Here is an 18,925-nt window from a genome sequence, read left to right as displayed (position 1 = left end):
ACAGAAATGCAAATAAATAACCAAAGTCGTGATGTGTTCTATGTTTCTGACGGTACGGCGATAACATGTGAGACATTAGGGCATGTTGTTCTCGGTCAATTTCCGTTCATTCCTAACGAAAAAACCTTTCCGTTTGTAGAAAGCCAGGACAAAGCTACTGACGTAGTCAAAGAAATTGAAACTTCCTACCAGCGCAATGGCGTCAAACCTCTGGTCTTTTTCTCAATTGTCGTTCCAGAAGTACGTGAAATGCTGCTTGAAGCGCCGGCATACAGTTACGATGTTTTGGAAAGCATTGTGCAGAAAGTGCAAGACGACATTCAGATGGCACCAAAGCCTAAGTTGCAGCGTTCTCGCAGCGTGGGGAAAGATTCCGATACCTATTTCGACCGTATTGCGGCCATTGAATATACATTGGCGCATGATGATGGCATTACGCTAAAAGGGTTGGAGCAAGCTGATATCATCTTACTTGGCGTGTCGCGCAGTGGAAAAACGCCGACTAGCTTGTACATGGCGATGCAATTTGGTTTACGTGTTGTGAACTATCCGTTTATTGCGGAAGATGTGAAGATGATGCGTTTGTTACCTGAGTTTGAGATCCATCGTCATAAGTTGTTTGGGCTGACTATTGATCCCGAGCGCTTGACTGAAATCCGTGAAAATCGTTTGTCTGGAAGTGATTACGCTAGCACAGAGCAGTGCAAGCTGGAGCTAGACACTGTTGAGGCGTTGTTTAGAAGAGAGGCGATCCCATATATCAATACGTCCTCTCTGTCTGTTGAGGAAATTACTACGCGTATTCTGGAAAAAGCAGGAATGAAGCGTCGCTTGTTTGGCTAACAAGAGACGCTCATGTCGCTATGTGTAAGAGGAGGTAAGGTGTGTACCTCCTCTATCGAATGAACCTTAGACAGAATTAATAGTATTGGAACATCTTTTGGATGTCTTGATAGTTTTTGGTCTGAGTCAGTGACAGCATCAGTAAGATACGTGCTTTTTGTGGGTTCAATGTACCAGCGGCAACAAAGCCGTATTTTTCGTCATCAATTTCAGCATCCAAAGTGGTTGAGCCGCTAGGCGTTCGGGAGCTTCTTACAACAACAACGCCATCTTTACTCGCTTTCTCTAGCTCATCAAACACAGTGTGGTACAAGTTACCATTACCGACACCAGCACTTACGATGCCGTCAAACTTCGCATCCACAAAGGCTTTCACTGGCAAATTGGAGGCATTTGCATAGTTATAAACAATACCGACCTTAGGCAACTTAGTAAGCTTTGATACATCGAATGGGGTTTCTGTCGTATGTTTACGCTCTGGGCTTCGTTGATATTTGGCATCGCTATTATGAATGTAGCCGATAGCACCAAAGTTGGGTGACTGGAAAGTGCTGACGGAGGTTGTATTGGTTTTTGTCACATCTCGCGCATCGAAAATCGTGTCATTCATTGCGACTAGCACGCCACGTCCTTCTGAATCTTCATCGGTGGCTGTTACGACTGCATTGTATAAGTTGACTGGTCCATCAGCACTCATTGCGGTGGAAGGACGCATTGCACCGACGATCACGACAGGCTTTTTGCTCTTGACGGTCAGATCAAGGAAGTAAGCGGTTTCCTCTAACGTATCCGTACCATGAGTAATGACGATGCCGTCAACATCATCTTGAGCGAGTAGCTCATTAACTCTTTTCGATAATTTTAGCCACACTTCATCATTCATATCTTGTGAACCGATACTGACCACTTGCTCTCCAGAAATATCGGCAATGTTGGTCATACTCGGCACCGCAGAAATCAATGATTCAACGCCGACTTTACCTGCTGTGTAGTTTGACTCTGTTGCAGATTGACCTGCGCCTGCTATGGTGCCGCCAGTGGCAAGAATTTTAATGTTCGGAAGTTCGGATTGCGCGAAAGACAAAGAACTAAGGCACAAACCAAGGGTTATCGTACTGAGGCGGAAAAGATTTTTCGTCATGGGAATCACCTGCTGTTAGGTTGGATGTTGGGGAACTCATCTATCCTAAAAACAGTGGGTTAGATTTTTTGAGTACTAGTTCAACAAATTGCAGATGAAGATCGTGATCAACTAATCACTTAAAGAATATCAAATCAACCAGTTAACCTAATTGACGTGCTTCTTTAACAAGTGAGATGTGCTAGTAACGTGCACAACGTGTTAAGCCCTATAATTTATTGATTTATAAATAAAGGAGGTAGGAGTCTCGTGATGAGGTTACTAAACATGAATTTAGCCGTGCAATTTTCCAAAGTTTACAGTGTAAAAAAAAAGCGGCTTTACCCCGGAACAGATAAAAGCCGCTTGCCAATGATGTGTTAATTCACATCTTATCGCATAATCATTTGTTCACGACCAGGACCCACAGACACCATTTTTACTGGTACGCCCATGAGTTCCTCAATGCGTAGAACGTATTTCTGTGCTGCTACTGGAAGCTCTTCAAACTTACGACAACCAGTGATGTCCTCGCTCCAGCTTTCCATCTTCTCGTAGATTGGCGCAAGAGAGGCAGTTTGAGGCCAGATTGGGTTTTCGCTGTGGTCGCCTTCGTAGCCAACACAGATTTTCAGATCGTTAAGGCCAGTCAAACAGTCTACTTTAGTTAGCGCAATTTCAGTTGCTGCTTGCAGTTCAACACCATTCTTAGTAGCGACTGCGTCGAAGTAGCCCATGTCGCGTGGACGACCTGTAGTTGCACCGAACTCGCCTGCAAGTTCGCGGAAAGCATCTTGCTCTTCCATTGCAGTGATCAACGTACCAGTACCTACTGATGAGCTGAATGCTTTTGCAACCGCAATAACGCGCTCAGGGCGAAGTGCCGGAAGACCACTGCCGATACCCGCGTACATTGATACAACGTTAGAAGATGTTGTCCAAGGGTACTCACCGTAAACAAGGTCACGACCTGCGCCAAGCTGTGCTTCGAACAATAGTGTTTTGTCTTTCGCTTGTAGTTCTTTTAGAGGAAGCGTTACGTTGCAAATTGAATCGCGCCAAGGTGCAGAGACTTCTAGCAGCCAGTTCGCCAGTTCTTCAGCGGTTTGTTCAAACTCGAACGTCGGGTAAAGTGCACGCAGTTGCGGCAGTTTCCAATCCATCATGAATTGAAGGCGTTCAACCAATACTTCTGGTTGCTTCAACCAACCAACTAGGATGCCTTTCTTCATTACGCGGTCACCGTAAGCAGGTGCAATACCTTGACGAGTTGAACCGTATGCTTTGTCGCCTAAACGTTGTTCTTCTAGCGTATCTTCTAGTGCGTGTAGAGGTAGACACAGTGTTGCGCGATCTGAGATGCACATATTCACTTTTACGCCTGCTTCTTCAACTTCCGCAATCTCCTGAGACAGCAACGCAGGGCTGATAACCATACCCGGACCTAACACTGCCAAACAGTCTGGGTTGAATACGCCACTTGGTAGCTGGTGCAGCTTAAACGTACCTAGATCGTTAACCACGGTGTGACCCGCGTTGTTACCACCTTGGAAACGAATGCTCGCAGAAGCTTGCTCTGCCAAAAAGTCAACGATGCGGCCTTTGCCTTCATCACCCCAGTTTGCACCCACAACAACGATAGACGACATAATTTAATCTCCAAAAACAGATGCAAAAATCTTAAGGTGTTCGCCATAATAAGAGAAATTAATTATACTCATTAACTTGATAAGAATCTCATATCGGAATTGGCAATGTTAGATTTGAACTGGCTGCGAACCTTCGTAACTCTTGCAGAGGTAAAACACTTTGGTAAAACAGCGACGGAACTCCACATGACACAGCCGAACGTAAGTTTGCATATCAAGCAGCTGGAGCAAGCCACGCGCACGAAATTGATTGAGCGAAATCCTGTGCAGTTGACGCAAGCGGGGAAGCGTTTGTTAGCTACGGCGCAGCGGATGCTCAATGAGCTGCAAATTTGTCAGTCGGATCTCAATGCCATCAACGATCTTACGCAGGGGACGCTTTCTATTGCGGCGAGCGATATTGTTTCACGTTTACTGCTTATCAAACCATTTCAGCAATTCAAAAGTGAATATCCGGGGATCGACTTGGCATTGTTCAATACCACATCTTCTCAAGCGGTGGATTTGGTGAAAAGTGCGCGTGCCGATATCGGCTTTGTTATCGCACAAAAAGAGAGTCAACCGCTGCATTTTACGCCTCTCACGCAAATTCACTGGTGTGCGTTTGGCGATAACATTTTTGAGTGGCAAGACAATCGAAAAGAGAGCCAGACGCTGATCCTGCTAGGGCACGATACTCGAACCCGAGAGCTGATTGATGCGTCTTTACCTGAGCTAAATCTGCCTAAGCATCGCGTGATGGAAGTGGGCAGTGTGGAAGCACAAATCGACTGGGCGGAAGCGGGGTTTGGGACTGCTATTGTGCCGGATTTTTCGCTCGATCCGAGATTAAAGCTTTCTCGAGAAGTTACGCCTTTGCCAAGTTTTCCAAACACTGATTTCGGCTACATCGTGCGTCAAAATCAGGTGTTATCTAAAGCGGCAAAACAGTTGTTGGCTTGGGTTGGCGAGAATGTGTCGGTGGTTGAGGGCTAAGACGATGAAAGAAAAGGCCATGAAAGAGACGAAGATTACGATTTCGCTCCCATCCTTGATTCACCGTATTGGGGGCGACCATGCCAGGCGAGCGAAAACACTCGCAGCAGAAAAACAGTGCGATCTTAAGCGAATTAGACGATCTCGTCACTGGCAAATCTCAGGCGAGGCTTTGGATGTAAAAGCGTTTTTAGAGCATCTCAAAAACGAAGAAGCAGAGACGATGCGATTTGCGATCAACAAAATCGAACAAGCTCTACTTGCTCACCAAGACAAATTGGAACCTTTGGACGTGAAGTTGGTACGTTTGGTGAGACAAAACCCAAACATCACCTTAGCGGAGCTGATGGCTGAAACGAACTGCACGTTAGTTCAAGCTCGCACGGCACGATTTGATGCTGAGTTGCTTTAAGATCGGTTTGTGGTTTACTCACTTTATTAACAGATGTTAGGGTACCGATCAAAATCACTCACTAAGACCATTTTATTATGGATATTTGGCAGCTTCTCCTTTTTATTCCTGCTTGCTTTGCTCTAAATATGGCTCCAGGCCCAAACAATTTATTGGCAATGAATAATGCGCGTTGTTACGGCTTTAGGGCCGCGTTTACGGCCAGTTTAGGCAGAATTGCTGCTTTTTCAGCGATGATTGCGTTGTCTGCATCAGGTCTGGCTGTGATTTTGTATACGTCAGAAATGCTATTTTTGGCAATAAAGTTGGTAGGGGCGCTGTATCTACTATGGATTGCGTTCAACCTTTGGCGCTCAGAGTCCAGCCCGATCTCTGACTTGGACAATTCGCGCAACTACGCAGGACTGGCGAAACAAGAATTTACGCTCGCTGCTGGCAACCCGAAAGCGATTCTTATTTTTACTGCATTCTTGCCGCAATTTGTTGATGCCAATGCCAACGTTCAAGAGCAGTTTTTTGCCCTTGGCTCCACGTTTTTGATATTAGAAATGGTCGCCATTTCAATCTATGCCATCTTTGGTTTGTACTTGAGACACTGGTTTTCAAACCCCAAAATGGCGAAACGTTTCAATCGCGGATGTTCGTTGTTTTTAGCCGCATCAGGTGCGAATTTGCTACTAAGTAAGCAATAACAACACATCATCTCCGTAGATTATTTTTCTATAAAAAGAGCCGCTGATGTTACATCAGCGGCTCTTTTAGTTGATGCATCGATTATTTATTGTTACCACATCAAATCGTCAGGCACGACGAAATCTGCGTATGGATCGTCTTCTGCTGGAATGTCAGATTCTGCTTCTTTCTGTTCGATGATGACGGACTCATCACGTTGAGCAATTTTATTCGCTACTCCACGTGGAATGACAACATAGCTTTCACCAACAATTGCGATTGCCAAAATACCTTTGATCAACTGCTCGCGGATAAGTGAATCTACATAAAGTGATTTCACTAGCGTACCGTGAGTGAAGTTGTATTTGATGTCGCCATCTTTTAAGTCGATCTTGTTCATCTCAATCAATTGATTGATCTGCGCTTTGATCTCTTTATTTAATCGCTCAGCATTTTGTTGCTCGCTCAATTGTTTATCACGCTCTAACTGTTGGCGTTTATTCTCTTCAACCGCCGCTTTTACTTCGCGTGCTTGAACGCGTGATTTTTTTGAGCCTTTCTTCGCTTTCTTTAGTTTCTTTTCATTAACTAAGCCAGCTTTCAGCATTTGTTCTTGAAGGGTAAGTTTTGCCATGTTTCATCCAGTTAGTGCGCAATTTTGGGCATTTTACCCACTATTGCCACTTGTAGTAAATAATAGTGCTTTCTATGGGTCTAAAATGTTTGGTTGGCTTGTTGTCTCTTTAATGGAAAGTGCAAAGCGGGCCTTCTCCAAAGCCCGCGAGCATTACTGAAATCTAGGTGGGTTATGGCTGCCACTGTTTAGATGTGACGAGGTTATCCATCACTTTGTTTACCGCTTGATGCGCTTTGTCGACAATGGTGTCTATATCGTTACGGTTCGCGATAAGCGGTGGAGCAAATCCGAGGATGTCACCATGTGGCATGGCGCGAGCGATTAAGCCTTGCTCTAAACAGGCCGCCGCGATTTGCGGGCCTACTTTCAAGTTTGGATCAAAGTGTGCACGGCGGAGCTTATCTGAAGAAAACTCCAACGCATGCAACAAGCCAACGCCACGAGTATCACCGACCAATGGATGATCGTTAAACGTCTCCGCCATGCGTTGCTGCAAGTAAGCGCCGACTTCGGCTGCGTTTTGCACCAGGCCTTCACGTTCAATGATATCGAGGTTGCAGTTCGCGGCTGCCGCTCCCATTGGGTGACCAGAGTAGGTATAACCGTGTCCGATAGCACCCCATTGGTCGGTGCCGTTTTCTAGCACACTCCAAACTCGTTCACCGGCGATCACGCCAGACAGCGGTTGATACGCTGAGGTTAACCCTTTCGCTACCGTGATGAGATCTGGTTTCATGTCGTAGTGGAGTGAGCCAAAATCGGAGCCGAGGCGACCAAAGCCACACACCACTTCATCCGCAATCAAGAGTACATCGTATTTGTCGAGTACTTTGCGAATCGCCTGCCAGTACCCTGCTGGTGGTGGCACAATACCGCCAGTACCGAGCACTGGTTCCGCAATCATTGCTGCTACCGTTTCTGGGCCTTCTTCCAAGATCATCGCTTCGAGTTGATCTGCGCAATATTGAGAGAATTCAAGCTCAGACATACTCTCGTCTTCACGGCGATAATAATATGGCGCGATGGTGTGTTTGATACGCTCAAGTGGTAAATCAAAATGGGCGTGGAACAACGGTAAACCTGTCATTGAACCGGACGCGATACTTGAACCATGGTAGCCGCGGTCACGCGAAATGATTTTTTTCTTCTCTGGTAGACCACGAGCATTGTTGTAATACCACACCAACTTAAGTTGAGTTTCGTTCGCGTCGCTGCCTGACATGCCGTAGTAAACTTTGCTCATGCCTTCAGGCGCCATTTTGATGATGCGATCTGACAGTGTCACGAGCGCTTCGTTCGTATGACCGACGTAAGTGTGGTAGTACGCCAGTTCTTTGGCTTGCTCATAAATCGCATCGGCCATTTCGGTCCTGCCATAGCCAATGTTTACACAATACAACCCGGCAAAGCCGTCTATCAGCTCGATGCCTTCTGAATCGGTGATGCGTATTCCGCTTCCGCTCGAGATAATTCTTCCCGGAAGCTCCCCGGCCGCATACTGCTTCAGGTGGGTTGAGGCATGAAATACTCTCTGACGATCGATCTCTAAAAGTTGTTGGGTTTTGTTACTCATGATCCTTCTCCTCGAATAATTGGATATCCATATTTCGTGCCTCAACTGCCACTGACGGTTGGTAAAGCGCCTAAGCAGCAGTATTTGATTTCGCTGTATTCTTCAAATCCGTGACGGCTTCCTTCTCGTCCAAGACCAGACTGTTTCACGCCGCCGAATGGGATAGGGTGCCCTGTCATTTTGACGGAGTTCACGCTCACCATGCCAAACTCCAAACCGCGCATGCAGTGCCAAATTTGGTGAATATCGTGACCATAAACATAGGCAGCTAAGCCGTACTCAGTGTCGTTGCTCATTTCAATCACGGTATCTAAGTCTTGGTAAGGCAATACGCCTGCCACAGGACAAAAATTCTCTTCGCGATACACCGCCATTTCAGAGGTTACATCGGCTAGCAATGTCGGCGCGAAGAAGTTTTCGCCTGGTACGGGCTGGTGGTATCCCGCTACCAATCGCGCGCCTTTGTCGAGCGCGTCACGCACCAAATCATGCGCTTTATCCACCGCAGTGCGATTAATAAGTGGTCCCATGGTGGTTTTTTCGTCTAAGCCATTGCCCAAAACGATGTGGCTCATTTCTTTGGCAAACGCTTCCAAAAACGCTTCGTACTTATCGTCAGGGACGAAAATACGGTTTGCGGCCAAGCAGTCTTGTCCTGCGGTTTGAAACTTCGCATCCACGGCGGCTTTGGCTGCTTGCTCGATATCCATATCTGGCAGCACGATGAAAGGGGCGTTACCACCGAGTTCCATACTGCACTTCTTCACGGTTTGTGCCGCGTCGCGTAGCAATAGTTTGCCTACTCGAGTTGAGCCTGTGAACGAGAGCGCTTTGACTTTATCGGAGTGACACAAGGTTTGTGACACCATCACCGCATCGCCAGTGATCACGTTAAAGACACCAGGTGGAAAGCCAGCTCGGTCTGCTAACTCTGCCAACGCTAACGCAGAAAAAGGCGTTTCACTGGCGGGCTTAATGAGCACCGGACAGCCTATTGCTAGTGCGGCAGCGGCTTTGCGTGTGATCATGGCATTAGGAAAGTTCCATGGCGTAATCAGTGCTGCGACACCAATCGGCTCGCGCACGGTTGATAGCTGCGCATTCGGAATATGACTTGGGATGGTTTCGCCATAACAGCGGCGTGCTTCTTCGGCAAACCAACGAACAAAGGATGCGCCGTAGTCAATCTCACCTACAGCATCACCTAGTGTTTTTCCTTGCTCCATCACCATCAAATGGGCAAGATCTTGCTTTGATTCTAGAATCAGGTCGTGCCAACGCATGAGAATTTCAGCGCGCTCTTCTGCTTGCATTTTTCGCCATTGACGAAAGGCTTGGTCGGCTTCATCAATCGCTTGATAGAGTTGTTGCTGAGATAGCTTAGTGATGTAACCGATGACCGTGCCATCTGCTGGATTATCCACCGGATGAAATTGATCACCACTTACCCATTTGCCATTCACGTACGCTAAACCTCTCACCAAACGTACGTCTTTCATTATCGCCATCATGTCGTGCGAGGCTTTTAATTCTTCAGCGTGTAAGCTGTGCAGTGCTGTCATGAGTCCTTCTCCCAGCATCGTTGTCCATAATGAAACTGTAATGGAGAAGTGACCGAAATAATTTCTGATACCGAGGTTTAAAACGTCAGAACTTTCTTTTTAGTGCCGTTAAATATGGTGTTTTTTCTGTTCACGCCCGATACGCATTTTCCCTTTTATAACAAAGCGTTTTGGTTTACTTCGAATGTGCCCGCATCACGTTTGATTGTTTTTGTCACAATGTAAGTAAAGTAGCGCTCAATGCCCACATCTGAGTCTAACCAGTTGTCGATAAGCCGCTGATATTGGTCGATATCTTCTGACTGAATTTTAAGGATGTAATCGATACCACCGCCCGTGGCATAGCAATCAGTGACTTCTGGTGAATGTTGAACCAGTTGCTCGAAGCGTTTGAACGCTTGGGCGTTGTGTTCTTTGAGCGTAACTTCAACCATAACCGACGTTCGTTTGAACAAAATATCGGTATTTACTTTTGCTCCGTAACCTTCAATGATGCCTGCTTCTTCCAGTTTTTTGACGCGCTCCCAGCAAGGGCTCACGGATAGGTTGATGGCCTCGGCAAGGTGAGATTTGGTGATACGACCATTATCATGAAGTATTTGTAGAATTTTTACGTCGTAGCGATCGAGGCGCATTATGAGTCTCCCTGTTGAATACTAATCATTTCATGAAAGGCTGATGACTGGTCGCTGTTATAAGGTGCTTTCCAGTTTGCTTCTGGTATGCCATTTGTTTTGATTTCTTTAGTTGGCTTTTCAATCAGCCTATCTCGCCGCAGTCTTCGGCTATAACTGCGATAGTGTCACCGATATTCACCATAGCAGGAAAACGACGTGCCGCGAAAATACCATTGCGCTGTGACTTGTACTCAACGGGGGCGGTACCTGTGCGCTCGGTCGAGAAGATTCTCACTAATACATCGCCCTTTTTGACGGTATCGCCAAGATCAAATAAGTATTCTGTGATGCCGTGGTGTTGGCTTTGCACATAACAACTTGCATCTGGCATATCTAATAACTTAGTTGGTTGGGTTGGTTGTTCGTAGTCACCGGGCAAGTTGCCTGAGAAGCGTAAGAAGTTGCGAATGCCACGGTCGGAATAAGCGATTGTTTCTGGAGTGCTGGTTCCGCCTCCTCTGAGTTCGGTGGTAACAAAGATTTTTCCCTGAGACTCCACGGCAGTGTCATACAGGCTGGTGGCGTCCATTTCGAGCAAGATCATGGTGTAAGGTGCGCCAAACAGTTTTGCACCTAATATGCAGGCTTCTTCTTGATCGAGATTGTCGAGACGATGGGCAGCGGCGAACGGCACGATATCTAACGTTTTACCACCTGAGTGAATGTCTAACGCAAAATCGCACTTAGGAACTAGGTAACGAGTAAAATAATCCGCAATTTTCTCGGTCACTGTGCCTATGGGGTTGCCAGGAAAGCTGCGATTTAAATTCCCTTTATCGATAAACGACGTACGTGAGGCATTTTGTACCGCAGGTAAGTTCATCATGGGTACAATAATGACACGACCTTGGATTTGATCTGCCTGAAGCGAGTTCGTCAATTTTAGCAGGCTGGTGATGCCTTCGTATTCGTCTCCGTGATTACCGCCAGTAAGCAGTGCGGTTGGTCCGTGACCATTTTTGATCACGGTGATAGGTATCATAATACTGCCCCAAGCGGAGTCGTCATGTGAATAGGGCAGCGTTAAAAAGCCGTGCTGTACACCTTCTCGGTCAAAGTCTATGGTGGCTGTGATCGAGCTTTTTTGCATATCAAGTCCTTTTAGTTCTCAGACCTGGCTCAACAGAGCTTAAGGTTTGAAAATTAGTGTTTAACAAATAAGTGGCGTGGAAAATCACACAATGTTTTTGCTCCATCATGGGTAATGACGATACTTTCCGTTGTTTCTAACCCCCAATCTTTGAACCACAGCCCCGGCATAAAATGGAATGTCATACCTTCTCTCAAGATGGTTTTATCGGTGTCTCGCAAACTCATGGTTCGTTCCCCCCAATCTGGCGGGTAGCTCAAACCTATTGGATAGCCACAACGGGCGCCTTCGCGTGAGAATCCCGCTTTATCGAGAACCTGGTTTAGTGCATTGGCGATGTCGGCGCAGGTATTTCCGGGCTTTGCCACTTTCAAGCCCGCTTCAAGTCCTAGAGTTAGGGCTTCGTCGGCTCGTTTAAACTTGTCGTCAGGCTCGCCAAGAAAAATAGTGCGTGAGAGTGGGCAATGGTAACGGCGGTGCGCCCCTGCGATTTCAAAAAACGTCCCTTCGCCTTTCTTGAAGGGTCTGTCATCCCAAGTCAGGTGAGGTGCGGAAGCATCAGAACCTGATGGCAAAAGCGGCACAATCGCGGTGTAATCGCCAAAGTGGTCTTCATGCCCGAGCACGGCTTGGCGGTTAATCTCGGCAACAAGGTGGTGTTTCGGTAATCCTGGTTCAATCATGTCGAACGCGACACGGTGCATATTTTCAACAATGCGAGCGGCACGGTACATGTACGCCAGTTCTTGATCGGATTTAACGGCGCGGCACCAGTTGACTAGTCCAGTTGCATCGAGAAGTTGAGCATTCGGTAGGTGCGTGGTGAGTGATTCGTAAGCGGTGGCGCTAAAGTAATAGTTATCTTTTTCTACACCGATGCGACCACGATCCCAAAGGCGCGGAGCCAGTACGGCTTCGACCAGGAAATCCATCGGGTGTAGCGGCGGATTCATTACATAATGGTCTGGATAGTAGGTGATGTTTTCTGCCGACATATACGCAGTCCTGTATGCTCCGTTGGCATCTTGGCAGCGTCCAAACCAAACTGGCTCATCAGATGGACCAACAACGACACATTGTGGCACGTAAAAAGACCACCCATCATAGCCTGTCAGCCACGCCATGTTAGAAGGGTCATGAATGATAAGGACATCCAATTCTCTTTCTTCCATCGATTGCCGAACTTTCGTTAACCGATCCTGGAACTCATCCAGTGTAAAATGCAAAGCAACGCCTCTCATATTTTCTCCTTGTTAGAAATCCGACGCCTTATGGGCCTTCGGAGACGCTGAGGTATTTCTACCTTCTACCAGCTAGCCAGATCTGCGTTAAAAATGATTGCAATTTACCTCTGGGGTTGTATTTGGATTGAACGATGCTGTTTAACATGTTTGTTTAACCCATACATTTCATGTCAATCATTACAATTGTGGTTTATTTTTGTGCATTTTACCTCGTTTTGTGAGTTAAAGTTCGCCATTTGTTAAATAGAAGTTACAATGAGCGTTAAAAATGAATCAATTAAAATATTGTGTCATGACAATTTCTTTGAACCCGATCGTTCGGCCAGGCACCGCTAAATACATCTCCATTGGTAACTATCTTGTCGAATGTGTCCGCAGTGGTTATCTAAAACCGGGAACTCGATTACCCACACATCGTGAGTTTGCAGAGCAAATTGGCGTCAGCGTACAAACGGTGAGCCATGCATATGGTTATGCAGAGAAAAAAGGGGCGATCGAGTCTTGGGTTGGGAATGGTACTTTTGTCAAATCAGGTTTTGTGGATGAAAGTACGGACACGGAGTTCATGCTGACACAAGAGATGAAAGAAACGCCGGATGAAATTGATATGTCGATTGCACATCCAGTGGTGACCGATCGCCACATTACGCTTTTTAATCAGGCGTTAATGGAGATTGCTGGGCAAACAAACAATCGTGGTTTGATCAGTAAAGCAAAGCCGGTAACAGGTCAGCCTCATCATATTGAGTCAGGAGTACGATTTCTAAGTAGCCAAGGGCTGGATGTGGGTGCCGATCAAATATTACTCACAAATGGTGCATGCCATGGTTTAACGTTGGCTTTAAGCACAGTTGTTGAACACGGTGATTTAGTTGCTTGTGGTCACTTGGTTGATCATGGCTTGATCTCTCGCTCGAGAATGCTTGGATTTAAGTTGCAACCACTTGAAATGGATGAGTTTGGTATAACGCCGGATGCATTTGAATGGGCATGTAAACACAAACCAATCAAGGTATTGTGTTGCACACCGAGCATGGCTAACCCGACTAGTGCGCATATGGATGTTGCACGCCGAGAGGCGATAGCGAATATTGCGCAGCAATACGACATCTATGTCATTGAAGATGACGTGTATGGAGCACTAGAACCTAACCGTGTCCCACCCCTTGCCACATTGTTACCCGAACAAGCTTTCTATGTCACCAGTTTAACCAAAGTTGTAGCGCCAGGCATGCGCACTGGCTATCTGACGGTCCCACGTCATTTTCTGCAGCACGCGATTGGTCGTTTAGCGGCTACGAGTTGGTCTGCGACTCCATTACCATTTGAAGTCGCTCATTTGTGGATCGAAAACGGTACGTTAAATCGACTTATTCGCTTTCAAGTCAATGAGTTTGCTAAGCGACAGCGAATAGCAAAAGCCGCTTTAGAAGGGCATGTTTATAGCTCGCACCCGAATGGACAGCATATTTGGTTGAGACTACCCGAGCAGTGGAATAGCGATGACCTGGTTGCTTCGGCTAAGCGTTCAGGGGTGCAGATCACGGGATACAAACCGTTTGTTCTCGATACTAATCAGCCAATGCCTTACGTGCGAATCAGTTTGGGAGCAGAGACTAATCGAGGCTACATCAAACACGGGTTATCTGTGATTGCTGAAATTCTCGATACCAACCCTCCCACCTCACACTTTTTGGTCTGAGCGATAGGTTATCTATGCTTTTAACTGATGGGCTTAAACGTTTGTAACTGAGTTTTTTCTTGTCGCCATCGCCTTGGCGATTTTCCCGTCCAGCGACGAAAGTGGCGGCTGAAGACCGCAGTTTCTGCATAGCCCAGTTGCAACGCGATATCGGTAATACTCTGAATATTCTCATGCAATCGCTGTTCGGCGAAATCCTGACGCACTTGTTGTAAAAGCTGCCGATAATTTGTGCCCTGTTGTTTCAGCTTGTTTTGCAGCATTCTCGGATGCAGATCCAATGCTCTTGCAACGCGCTCAACGCTGCATTCTCCGGTTGAGAGCAGACGGCCAATCATGTTTGCTGCTTGGTCACTGAGATTGTTGGGGTAACGAGTTTGCAGCTCTTTGAGGTGCTGCTGAAAATGGCGCTCTAGTGCGTCTTCATCTTGGTGGTTCTTAGCGTTAAGCAGACTCGCTTTAAGTAGGATACCGTCAAACTTATCACCGAAACGCAGTTTGTTCTGCTGGGCAAATTCGCTCTGTTCTGCCTCGAAGCTTGCGTGTTGGGTAAGGTGTAAAGTGAAGTAGCTCGCTTCAATATCAAGTAAGCTCGCAACAAACATGGCTAAGTGCGACACACTGAGCTGCATCAGCTGTGCGATACCTCGTTCGCTGTGCACATCAATATTGAGCGACAACCGTACCCAATCATCTTGTGGGGTCATGTTGAGAGTGACTCCTGACGAATGCAGATAGAGAAAATCATTCACCCGCGCCAAGGCTTCACCGACCGTTTGCGCCCGGGAAACCAGCATTGGCAAGTCTCCCAAGCTCTGTAGGTTTTGACGCTCGGCGAGCAACACGCCAAACAGCGGTTGCTGACAACGAGCAGCCGCTTCCTCCAGCAATTCAGCCAGCCTAGGGTAGGCGAGATACGTATCGGGATTGCGAAACTGCGCCGCAGACAGCCCGACGGCAGCCATAATCTCAACCGGATTCTGCCCCAGTTCGGAAACCAAGCTATCAAATTTATCGGCAGCGCCACTTCGTACGATATACATGTCTCGATTTTTAAATGTTAACAGGTTGTAAATCGTAATGTATCAAATTTACTTCGCAAAAGGTCAAGTGAGTGTCAGTGAGTTGATCTAGGTTACATTTTGATAACAACAACACATGAACGAGAAGCCGTATGGAACTTATCAATAAAACCGCGATTGTCACCGGCGCTGCAGGTGGAATTGGCCAAGCCATTATTCACAAGCTGCTGGAACAAGGCGCGAAAGTACTTGCTGTCGACATTTCCCCTCAATCACTCAATGTGTATCAAGACTTCGATGCAGAGCAGCTACGAACATTTGTTGCAGACGTCACCGAATACCAAGAAGTGGAAGCCATGGTCAAGCATGCGGTCGAACAGTTTGGCTCGCTTGACATCATGGTCAACAACGCGGGCATCGGTGCACCGAAACCTCTGCTTGACCACGACCCAATTGCCGATTTTGAGCCGATCTCAAAGGTCAACCAAAATGGCGTTTACTACGGCATTCTTGCCTCTGGAAGACAATTCCAAGCGCAAGGCACGCCGGGCGTGATCCTCAATACTTCTTCTGTTTACGCACGAATGGCGTCTGAGATGACCTTTACCTACAACGTCAGTAAAGCCGCAGTCGATATGATGACCAAATGCGCCGCATTAGAACTCGCACCATTGGGTATTCGTGTTTGCGCCGTTGCTCCGGGACGCGTTGATACTCCGATGTTAAGGCAATACGAAGAGATTGGCCTGTGGGACCACATTCGCAAAGAACAGATGCGTCAAAACTTCACACAACCAGAAGAGATTGCTGATGTGGTGGCGTTTCTGGTAAGCGAGAAAGCCAACTGTATCAACGGTTGTACCATCAGCGCATCTGACGGTTTCGAGAATTTTAAGTACCCACTTATGGGATAGGCGAGTACGCCACATTACAGCAATAGCGAGGATGTAAGTTATGTCATTACCAGAAGTTATTCAGCATCAAGATTTCCTATTAACTCTTAATACTAATGAAGAGTCGATCATCAAAGACGCGCTACCGGGTGTTGATGTTTACCCGTTGTTTCTAGACCCAGAAAACGGTACTTGGGTGGTTCGCGCCAAATTCAAACCGGGTATCACTCTGCCTAAGCACTACCACACTGGTGTGGTGCACTTCTACACCCTAAGTGGCGCTTGGCACTACATCGAGTACCCAGACCAACTCCAAACCGCAGGCAGCTACTTATATGAGCCAGGCGGTTCGATTCATACCTTCCACTGCCCTGAAAGCTCAGGCGGTGCCGACGGATTTATGGTGATCCAAGGTGCAAACATTAACTTTGACGAAGAAGGTAACTTCATCAATATCATGGATGCGGGTTGGATTGAGCAGGTTGTTATTGCAACAGCGAAAGCACAAGGCTTCACCGCGCGCTACATCAAACCGGGTGCCATTGCTGGCCTCAGCGATGAGCTAGCGGAGTAACCCCATGCAACAGATGAACAGTATCGTAATGCAGAATGGTAGTGTCCGCCTGAAGCAAGTCGGAATCCCCAAACCCTCAGCGGGACAAGTGTTGGTTCGTAGTCTAGCTTGCGGTATTTGTGGCTCCGACCTTCACATTACTCGACACGCGGATGAGGTATTTGATGTATTCCACCAGCTCGGGTTGATGCCTGATGAAGCCGGTGAGCACGCTCAAGTGATGTTAGGGCACGAGTTCTGTGCGGAAATTGTCGAATACGGTGCTGACACTCAGCAGACGTTGGCTGTTGGTCGCCGAGTCACCTCAGTGCCGATGTTGCTCAGTCAAAATGGCGCGGGCGTTGGTGTCACTCCAGGTACTTATGGTGCTTACTCTGAGTACTTCCTGCTTGATGAAGCGTTATTGCTACCTGTCCCAGACGGAATGCCGTCTGAGGCGGCGGCATTGACCGAACCACTGGCAGTCGGTTTGCACGCGGTCAATCGCAGTGAAATCGAAACGGAAGAAACCGCGCTGGTTGTCGGTTGCGGCCCTATAGGGCTGGCGGTGATTGCTGCACTGAAACAACGTGGCGTGAGCAATATTCTTGCGGTCGATTTTCAGGAAGAGAAACTGCAACTTGCTAGTGAGTTTGGCGCAAATCGATTGATCAACCCGACCAGGGAAGACGAGATCGCCGTTGGTGAGCAGTACGCGATGAACTCACGTCTGGTCATTTACGAGTGTGTTGGCAAGCATACTTTGATTGACGATTTTCTGCGCCGCGCCCCTGCCCGAGCGCGAATCGTTATCTCGGGTATCCATACTACACCCGCAATCATTAACTACGCGTACGCGACGGTAAAAGAGCTCGATTTGAGATTCTCTTACTACTACCAACCGCACGAGTTTGAGCAATGCCTACAAGCGATTGCCGAACACACGTTGCCTTGGCAGAAAATGCTCACCGCCAAAGTGGGAATCGATGGTGTGGAAGATGCGTTTAGACAGTTAATGACGCCAAATGACCACATCAAAGTCGTTATTGAACCTTGGCGCTGCGGCGCGTTAGAAGTGATTTAACTCTTAGCCAGATTAAGCTAGCTAAAACCAATTTTAGTTTGGTGACAGCCCCAACCGTAGCAGCTAGGTTGGGGCTTTTTTTGTTAGGCCTGTTCTGCGCATTCCTGTTGCAGAGCAGGGTAATCGGTGTAGCCTCGTTCGTTTCCGCCAAACAACGTTGAGCCATCGAGTTCTGCCAACGGATGGTGATGTTGCAATCGAGAGACCAAGTCTGGGTTTGCTACGAATGGTCGTCCGAATGCGACAAGATCCGCGTAGCCTTTCTCTAACACTTCGTTTGCTCGTTGAGGATCGTAGCGACCTGCGACAATGATAGCGTTGCGAAAGCGCTTTCTAAGTTCGATTCGAAACGTCTCGGGAATCGTTGGTGCATCGGCCCAATCGGCCTCGGACAAGTGCAAGTAGGCAATGTCGCGCTCCTGTAGCTGTTTTGATGCCTCTAGGATCGTTGGCACGATATCTGGGCAGTCCATATCTTTAAACGTAATGAATGGTGCCAATCTCACCCCAACTCGATGCGCACCAACAGCGGCGATAACTGCATCCACTACTTCGATAAGAAAACGGATACGATTTTCTCGTGAACCACCGTAGTTGTCTGTTCGATGGTTTGAGTTGGTTCTTAAGAACTGATCGATCAGATACCCATTCCCGCCATGGATTTCTACACCATCAAAACCCGATTCAATAGCGCGTTTGGCTGCGTTCGCGAAATCACCGACAACTCGGTTGATATCCGCTTGTGTCATGGCGCGAGGCTCAACACAATCGACCATATTGCCGTTGCCTTGTTCATCTGCAATCCAAACTTGCGTCTCTACCGGAGCGAGCGCAGATGGCGCGATAGGCTGTTCACCATTTTGGAATGTTGGGTGAGACACTCTGCCCACATGCCATAGCTGACAAAACATCGCTGCGCCTTGTGATTTGACCGCTTGGGTCACACCCTGCCAGCCCGCCACTTGAGCATCGGTGTAAACGCCAGGGGTGAACGAATAGCCTTGAGAATCGTCCGAAATTTGTGTGGCTTCGGAAATGATCAGCCCGGCAGAAGCGCGTTGTTGATAATACGTTGCCATCATCTCATTCGGGATGTTGCCCGGCTGAGTGGTGCGTGCGCGAGTCATTGGTGCCATGACAATGCGGTTTTGTAGTGACAACGCTTTCAGTTGAGCTGGTTCAAACAGCTTATTTGTTCTTTGTTTCATGATGCGCTC

18 protein-coding genes are annotated in these 18,925 nt (G+C 47.5%); 8 read left to right on the top strand and 10 right to left on the bottom strand.

What is annotated here, in order from left to right:
* Nucleotides 1-6 precede the first annotated feature (6 nt).
* On the top strand, nt 7-843 hold the full coding sequence (locus R7O12_RS13375) for a pyruvate, water dikinase regulatory protein (protein ID WP_005373820.1): 837 nt from the start codon (nt 7-9) through the stop codon (nt 841-843).
* A gap of 76 nt (nt 844-919) precedes the next feature.
* On the opposite strand, the gene ansB is transcribed toward R7O12_RS13375, so the two are convergent.
* Nucleotides 920-1,984, bottom strand: coding sequence for an L-asparaginase 2 (gene ansB, locus R7O12_RS13370; RefSeq protein WP_017819810.1), 1,065 nt, complete (start codon nt 1,982-1,984; stop codon nt 920-922).
* 371 nt (nt 1,985-2,355) lie between these two features.
* Entirely contained in the window at nt 2,356-3,612 is a 1,257-nt protein-coding gene (locus R7O12_RS13365) for an adenylosuccinate synthase (RefSeq protein ID WP_005373814.1), read from the bottom strand.
* A 105-nt stretch (nt 3,613-3,717) separates the two neighbouring features.
* On the opposite strand from R7O12_RS13365, the gene R7O12_RS13360 reads away from it, so the two are divergent.
* The 3 genes from R7O12_RS13360 to R7O12_RS13350 all read left to right on the top strand — a co-directional run bounded on the left by R7O12_RS13360 (nt 3,718) and on the right by R7O12_RS13350 (nt 5,691).
* On the top strand, nt 3,718-4,587 hold the full coding sequence (locus tag R7O12_RS13360; RefSeq protein WP_005373812.1) for a LysR family transcriptional regulator: 870 nt from the start codon (nt 3,718-3,720) through the stop codon (nt 4,585-4,587).
* Between the two features lie 19 nt (nt 4,588-4,606).
* A complete protein-coding gene (locus tag R7O12_RS13355) occupies nt 4,607-4,999 on the top strand; it encodes a ribosome recycling factor family protein (RefSeq protein ID WP_213879753.1) in 393 nt (130 codons plus the stop codon).
* A 77-nt stretch (nt 5,000-5,076) separates the two neighbouring features.
* On the top strand, nt 5,077-5,691 hold the full coding sequence (locus R7O12_RS13350) for a LysE family translocator (RefSeq protein WP_017633575.1): 615 nt from the start codon (nt 5,077-5,079) through the stop codon (nt 5,689-5,691).
* A 92-nt stretch (nt 5,692-5,783) separates the two neighbouring features.
* On the opposite strand, the gene R7O12_RS13345 is transcribed toward R7O12_RS13350, so the two are convergent.
* From R7O12_RS13345 to doeA, 6 genes are all read right to left on the bottom strand, one after another.
* The gene (locus R7O12_RS13345; RefSeq protein ID WP_053307193.1) at nt 5,784-6,305 is read right to left on the bottom strand and encodes a DUF2058 domain-containing protein; all 522 of its coding nucleotides are present in this window, start codon (nt 6,303-6,305) and stop codon (nt 5,784-5,786) included.
* 172 nt (nt 6,306-6,477) lie between these two features.
* Complete coding sequence (locus R7O12_RS13340) at nt 6,478-7,881, bottom strand: aspartate aminotransferase family protein (protein ID WP_054576152.1); 1,404 nt, start codon at nt 7,879-7,881, stop codon at nt 6,478-6,480.
* Nucleotides 7,882-7,922: 41 nt separating this feature from the next.
* Nucleotides 7,923-9,443 (bottom strand): NAD-dependent succinate-semialdehyde dehydrogenase, encoded by a 1,521-nt coding sequence (locus tag R7O12_RS13335; RefSeq protein ID WP_213965405.1) that lies wholly within the window; start codon nt 9,441-9,443, stop codon nt 7,923-7,925.
* Nucleotides 9,444-9,598: 155 nt separating this feature from the next.
* A complete protein-coding gene (locus R7O12_RS13330; RefSeq protein ID WP_005387046.1) occupies nt 9,599-10,078 on the bottom strand; it encodes an Lrp/AsnC family transcriptional regulator in 480 nt (159 codons plus the stop codon).
* Nucleotides 10,079-10,202: 124 nt separating this feature from the next.
* Nucleotides 10,203-11,210: a N(2)-acetyl-L-2,4-diaminobutanoate deacetylase DoeB gene (doeB, locus tag R7O12_RS13325; protein ID WP_005373782.1), complete on the bottom strand. Its 1,008-nt coding sequence runs from the start codon at nt 11,208-11,210 to the stop codon at nt 10,203-10,205.
* Nucleotides 11,211-11,263: 53 nt separating this feature from the next.
* A complete protein-coding gene (doeA, locus tag R7O12_RS13320; protein WP_005373780.1) occupies nt 11,264-12,451 on the bottom strand; it encodes an ectoine hydrolase DoeA in 1,188 nt (395 codons plus the stop codon).
* 271 nt (nt 12,452-12,722) lie between these two features.
* Here doeA and R7O12_RS13315 point away from each other — a divergent pair, with 271 nt between their 5' ends.
* Nucleotides 12,723-14,156, top strand: coding sequence for a PLP-dependent aminotransferase family protein (locus R7O12_RS13315; RefSeq protein WP_081886418.1), 1,434 nt, complete (start codon nt 12,723-12,725; stop codon nt 14,154-14,156).
* A 20-nt stretch (nt 14,157-14,176) separates the two neighbouring features.
* On the opposite strand, the gene R7O12_RS13310 is transcribed toward R7O12_RS13315, so the two are convergent.
* Nucleotides 14,177-15,199 (bottom strand): helix-turn-helix domain-containing protein, encoded by a 1,023-nt coding sequence (locus tag R7O12_RS13310; protein ID WP_033906329.1) that lies wholly within the window; start codon nt 15,197-15,199, stop codon nt 14,177-14,179.
* Nucleotides 15,200-15,330: 131 nt separating this feature from the next.
* Here R7O12_RS13310 and R7O12_RS13305 point away from each other — a divergent pair, with 131 nt between their 5' ends.
* Genes R7O12_RS13305 through R7O12_RS13295 form a run of 3 tightly spaced genes read left to right on the top strand, consistent with a single transcriptional unit; the run spans nt 15,331 to nt 17,708 of the window.
* Nucleotides 15,331-16,092: an SDR family NAD(P)-dependent oxidoreductase gene (locus R7O12_RS13305; RefSeq protein WP_318125939.1), complete on the top strand. Its 762-nt coding sequence runs from the start codon at nt 15,331-15,333 to the stop codon at nt 16,090-16,092.
* 40 nt (nt 16,093-16,132) lie between these two features.
* The gene (locus R7O12_RS13300) at nt 16,133-16,645 is read left to right on the top strand and encodes a 2,4'-dihydroxyacetophenone dioxygenase family protein (RefSeq protein ID WP_226083407.1); all 513 of its coding nucleotides are present in this window, start codon (nt 16,133-16,135) and stop codon (nt 16,643-16,645) included.
* A 4-nt stretch (nt 16,646-16,649) separates the two neighbouring features.
* Nucleotides 16,650-17,708, top strand: coding sequence for a zinc-binding dehydrogenase (locus R7O12_RS13295; protein WP_226083409.1), 1,059 nt, complete (start codon nt 16,650-16,652; stop codon nt 17,706-17,708).
* A gap of 83 nt (nt 17,709-17,791) precedes the next feature.
* On the opposite strand, the gene R7O12_RS13290 is transcribed toward R7O12_RS13295, so the two are convergent.
* On the bottom strand, nt 17,792-18,916 hold the full coding sequence (locus R7O12_RS13290) for an alkene reductase (protein ID WP_005392746.1): 1,125 nt from the start codon (nt 18,914-18,916) through the stop codon (nt 17,792-17,794).
* Nucleotides 18,917-18,925 lie beyond the last annotated feature (9 nt).

Source organism: Vibrio sp. Vb1574 (assembly GCF_033338675.1).
Note: the sequence above shows the minus strand (reverse complement) of the source record. Positions and strands in the feature narration are given on the sequence as shown.

Coding starts and splice junctions, on each gene's coding strand:
- R7O12_RS13360 (WP_005373812.1), top strand. CDS start 3,718: ATGTTAGATTTGAACTGGCTGCGAACCTTCGTAACTCTTGCAGAGGTA.
- R7O12_RS13295 (WP_226083409.1), top strand. CDS start 16,650: ATGCAACAGATGAACAGTATCGTAATGCAGAATGGTAGTGTCCGCCTG.
- R7O12_RS13355 (WP_213879753.1), top strand. CDS start 4,607: ATGAAAGAGACGAAGATTACGATTTCGCTCCCATCCTTGATTCACCGT.
- R7O12_RS13290 (WP_005392746.1), bottom strand. CDS start 18,916: ATGAAACAAAGAACAAATAAGCTGTTTGAACCAGCTCAACTGAAAGCG.
- R7O12_RS13345 (WP_053307193.1), bottom strand. CDS start 6,305: ATGGCAAAACTTACCCTTCAAGAACAAATGCTGAAAGCTGGCTTAGTT.
- R7O12_RS13340 (WP_054576152.1), bottom strand. CDS start 7,881: ATGAGTAACAAAACCCAACAACTTTTAGAGATCGATCGTCAGAGAGTA.
- ansB (WP_017819810.1), bottom strand. CDS start 1,984: ATGACGAAAAATCTTTTCCGCCTCAGTACGATAACCCTTGGTTTGTGC.
- R7O12_RS13330 (WP_005387046.1), bottom strand. CDS start 10,078: ATGCGCCTCGATCGCTACGACGTAAAAATTCTACAAATACTTCATGAT.
- R7O12_RS13300 (WP_226083407.1), top strand. CDS start 16,133: ATGTCATTACCAGAAGTTATTCAGCATCAAGATTTCCTATTAACTCTT.
- doeB (WP_005373782.1), bottom strand. CDS start 11,210: ATGCAAAAAAGCTCGATCACAGCCACCATAGACTTTGACCGAGAAGGT.
- R7O12_RS13315 (WP_081886418.1), top strand. CDS start 12,723: ATGAATCAATTAAAATATTGTGTCATGACAATTTCTTTGAACCCGATC.
- R7O12_RS13335 (WP_213965405.1), bottom strand. CDS start 9,443: ATGACAGCACTGCACAGCTTACACGCTGAAGAATTAAAAGCCTCGCAC.
- R7O12_RS13350 (WP_017633575.1), top strand. CDS start 5,077: ATGGATATTTGGCAGCTTCTCCTTTTTATTCCTGCTTGCTTTGCTCTA.
- R7O12_RS13305 (WP_318125939.1), top strand. CDS start 15,331: ATGGAACTTATCAATAAAACCGCGATTGTCACCGGCGCTGCAGGTGGA.
- R7O12_RS13375 (WP_005373820.1), top strand. CDS start 7: ATGCAAATAAATAACCAAAGTCGTGATGTGTTCTATGTTTCTGACGGT.
- R7O12_RS13365 (WP_005373814.1), bottom strand. CDS start 3,612: ATGTCGTCTATCGTTGTTGTGGGTGCAAACTGGGGTGATGAAGGCAAA.
- doeA (WP_005373780.1), bottom strand. CDS start 12,451: ATGAGAGGCGTTGCTTTGCATTTTACACTGGATGAGTTCCAGGATCGG.
- R7O12_RS13310 (WP_033906329.1), bottom strand. CDS start 15,199: ATGTATATCGTACGAAGTGGCGCTGCCGATAAATTTGATAGCTTGGTT.